The 3,009-nt window shown below is 59.6% G+C and carries 4 protein-coding genes; all 4 read right to left on the reverse strand.

What is annotated here, in order from left to right:
- Nucleotides 1-359 (reverse strand): hypothetical protein (locus tag AC3AYF_RS15645; RefSeq protein WP_487779970.1); only part of this gene is annotated, 359 nt, incomplete at its 3' end.
- 2 nt (nt 360-361) lie between these two features.
- The gene (gene tssA, locus AC3AYF_RS15650) at nt 362-1,474 is read right to left on the reverse strand and encodes a type VI secretion system protein TssA (RefSeq protein ID WP_295040902.1); all 1,113 of its coding nucleotides are present in this window, start codon (nt 1,472-1,474) and stop codon (nt 362-364) included.
- A 247-nt stretch (nt 1,475-1,721) separates the two neighbouring features.
- Complete coding sequence (locus tag AC3AYF_RS15655; protein WP_110714401.1) at nt 1,722-2,252, reverse strand: Hcp family type VI secretion system effector; 531 nt, start codon at nt 2,250-2,252, stop codon at nt 1,722-1,724.
- A gap of 436 nt (nt 2,253-2,688) precedes the next feature.
- A partial coding sequence (locus tag AC3AYF_RS15660; RefSeq protein WP_487779971.1) for an OmpA family protein occupies nt 2,689-3,009 on the reverse strand: 321 nt, incomplete at its 5' end.

Genomic DNA, 3,009 nt, shown 5'->3' on the forward strand with positions numbered 1-3,009 from the left:
TCCGGCAGCGCCTCGAGCATCATCAGCGCCTCGATCACGATCGTCTGTACCAACTCATGGAGCCGTGATGCCTTGGCTTCTAAACGTCCCAGCCGAGGCTCCCGAACAGGCATGGCGTCGGCAACCCGGTGCACCAGCAGACGAAATCCGTCCGGACCATGGAGCGCGGGTGAAAGCGTCGGCGACTGAGCCTCCGGCACCGTCCCGGCACCGACAAAGCCGGACGCGGTCAAAGCCACGCCATCGAGTAGCCGCAGTCTGTCGGCGTCGTAGTCACTGCGCGCCGAGGTCGTCTCCTCGACCGGCTCGGGAGGCCGCTGACGTTGGTGGAGTAGATCGAAAATCGAGGCACGAGACATGGTCAGTAGTCGTCATCCTTGGGCTGCGTACCCAGGGTGTCGCGGATGTTGTCGATGACGCCGTTGTCCTTGATCACATCCTTGAGCCACTCTTCAAGCGGCATGCGGCCCCACTTCACCGCTCGTTCGATCAGGTAAGGCACCGGGCTGTGCGGCTCGCGCTCCTTGAAGTAGCGCGCGACGCCGTTGAGCATCTCGAAAGCCTCGTCACGACTGTTGGGCTTGGTGCGCAGTTGACCGGCGGGCTCGGTGGCAGGAGGTATGAAACTGGGCTCGACGCGCCCCGGCGCTTCGGCTTCCGCCTCGGCAAGGGCTGCGGCTTCCTCATCGACCGCGACGCCGGCACCGCGGTCCCGAAGCAGCTTTTCGGTCAGGTCGCGGCACTGAACCAGCACTTTCTCGAGTGACGAAAAACTCGGCGCGTCACGGCCGAAGCGCTCGTCACTCATCTGATCCAGTTGCGACAGCGACACCAGCGAGGCGGCGATGGAGGCGTGGCGCTCCTGCAGGAACTCGGTGCTGCTGAGCACCACCGAGCGCTGGAATATCTCGTCGTTGATCTTGCCTTCACCCAATGCCCGATCCATGGCATCCGGGTCGTTGCGAGCCTGGTTCTCCACCTGACGGGATTCGTCGTAGTCCGCAAGGCTATAACCCTCGCCGGCGACCAACGGCAACGATCGCACGACGTTGACCAGGGTATCGCCGAGCCAGGACAGGCGCGCCGCGCGCTCGTCGAGATCCTCTTCGTCGAGCTCGGGATAGAGCGTTTCCCAGTAGTCGTCGAGCAGGCGCGCGGTGAGCGTCAGCCCGAAGCGCATGCCGTCGAAGCCCTCGCGATGCACCAGCCCTTCACACAGCCAGGCAGCGAGCTGCAGGTCCTTGCTCTGGGTCTCCAGCGCGGTGCTGGTCAGATTGATCACCTGCCCCCAGTCGGACTGCTTGAGCTCGGTCTGCCACTCCCCCTGGGGGAGATAGGCAGGGTCCGCTCGACGCGCTTCCTTGATCTCGTCGAACAGTATCGAAAAGGTCAGGTCTTCCCCACTACCACCATGGCTGCCGCCCTCGATGGGTGCGAGAAGCGCATCGATGGAGAGTTCGCCGAGTTGATCCATATCTTCGACCTCATGATCATTTCGCGTCGCGGTGGACTTCGGCATCGTCCAGCCAGCGTCGGCATTGGCTCACGCAGAAAGGGCTCGCCCTGCCTGGGTCAACCAACGACAATCCGATTGCAGCCGGTAAGCCGTCCCGTCACAGGGAACATCGCCCGGATCAGGCCGACCGGCAACATACCCACCTTCCGCCGCCACGGCCGATGGGTATGTCGTTGAACCGCCCCGAAGGGCGGCAGGGACAAGATCAGGCGTAGACCTTGTTACGCGTGCGATCCCAGCCACCCGCAACGTTGCCGCCGCCCTGGCCATCGGAGCGTTTCTGCTGTGTGTAGGTGATCTTGATCCGCGCGTAGTTGAACTTGACGGTCTCGTACGGCAGATCGTGACGATCTTCGTTCTCGCTCTGCTCGAAGCCAGTCGAGGTGGAGGTGCCTTCCATCTCAGTGGAAGAGACGATCACTTCCTCGAGCTTGATCTCCATGTAGCGAACCTTGTCGCCACCCGCGCGGTTGACGTGCAGCACCACTTCCTTGATGTGCTGACCCTTGCAGCAGGATTCGAACAGCTTGGCAGAGGCCTTGTCGACGAACTTCTGAATACGAAACTCACTCAGATTGACGCGTTCTGCAGAAGCGCCACCGGATGAGCTAGCCGTTGCGGAAGTCGCTTGACTAGCACCAAAGTCGAAGCTCTTCAGTTCGATCCAATCCGGGTGCTTGTCGTCAAGACTTTCACCGGGGATGCCGTCGATTTTGAGGTATGCGTCAAAAGCCATTTTGCTCAGTTCTCCTAGTTTCTCACTTACGGGAAGACACCCTCACGAATAAAATCGGCCTGGGCCCATGCTCATGAGCGGCATCTCTTTGCCAATCTATCGTCACAAGTCGTGACGAAGAAAGACCTCCTTCACCAGATCAACCAGCTGTTTCCATTGAGAAAAAACCAACACCAGGAAATCGCATGTCGTCTTTCGACACGAAATTTCGTCATCTAAAAACCATAATCTGTAGGAAATCGACGACACCTTTCATATCCAATTTCCTACACGACCAATATGTTTCAAAATGACGCTCCCCGATGCAATTCCTCACAAAACGCCGATTAACTCAGATTATATATGGCCTTCTTAAACTTTAAAGACAATGAACACATTTAAATACATTTGATTCAATTTGTTACATTCAAGGCCCCGCGATTGGCGAAAATATCGCTCACTCCTGCTTCCTGACCTCGATCTCGACCCGCCGATTGGGCGCCAGGCAGTCGATAAGCTGCGCACGCGGCTGACTGCGATCACACGTCACCAGCGGACGCTCGCTCCCCGCGCCCTTGGCTTCGATCAGCCCGGCGGGGACTCCCTTGCCGATCAGGTACTGGCGAATCGTCATGGCTCGCTGCAGCGAGAGCTGCTGGTTGGCCCGCTCGTTGCCGATCGGGTCCGCGTGACCGGTGATCAGGATCTGCCCCAGGTCCTGGGTGTTGAGCAGCCGCTCGGCCAGTTCGTCCAGCTCCATCTGCCCCGCCGCCTGCAG

This window comes from Salinicola sp., assembly GCF_982684285.1.

Coding starts and splice junctions, on each gene's coding strand:
- tssA (WP_295040902.1), bottom strand. CDS start 1,474: ATGGATCAACTCGGCGAACTCTCCATCGATGCGCTTCTCGCACCCATC.
- AC3AYF_RS15655 (WP_110714401.1), bottom strand. CDS start 2,252: ATGGCTTTTGACGCATACCTCAAAATCGACGGCATCCCCGGTGAAAGT.